This is a genomic window from Candidatus Thermoplasmatota archaeon (assembly GCA_022848865.1).
Taxonomy (GTDB): Archaea; Thermoplasmatota; Thermoplasmata; order RBG-16-68-12; family JAGMCJ01; genus JAGMCJ01.
The window spans coordinates 1-520 of record JAJISE010000127.1; the positions used below are offsets into that span (position 1 = coordinate 1).

1 rRNA gene is annotated in these 520 nt (G+C 56.5%); it reads right to left on the reverse strand.

What is annotated here, in order from left to right:
- Positions 1–520, reverse strand: a 16S ribosomal RNA gene (locus LN415_10010); the annotation flags it as partial.

The window sequence follows — 520 nt, forward strand, 5'->3', positions numbered from 1 at the left end:
AGTATCCTTCGGCAGCCTGACGGTTAAGCCGCCAGATTTCCCAAAGAACTTACTAAGCCGGCTACGAACCCTTTAGACCCAATAATAGCGGTCACCACTCGAGCCGCCGGTGTTACCGCGGCGGCTGGCACCGGTCTTACCCAGCTTTTATTCGTGAAGCTATTTACACTTCACAAAAGCACTCACTTGCGTGAGCGCACTTGGGGTTCCCCCGTCACACTTTCGTGTATTGCGGAGTTTTCGCGCCTGCTGCGCCCCGTAGGGCCTGGGGCCGTGTCTCAGTCCCCATCTCCGGGCACTGTCTCTCAACACCCGTACCGATCTCAGGCTTGGTGGTCCATTACACCGCCAACAACCTAATCGGTCGCAGGCCCATCCTCAGGCGCCGGAGCATTTGAGCGGAGACCCGTTCCAGACTTCTCCACCTATCAGGCATTATCCCCAGTTTTCCGGGGTTATCCCTGTCCTGATGGTAGATTACCCACGTGTTACTGAGCCGTTTGCCGAGTGCATTACCACT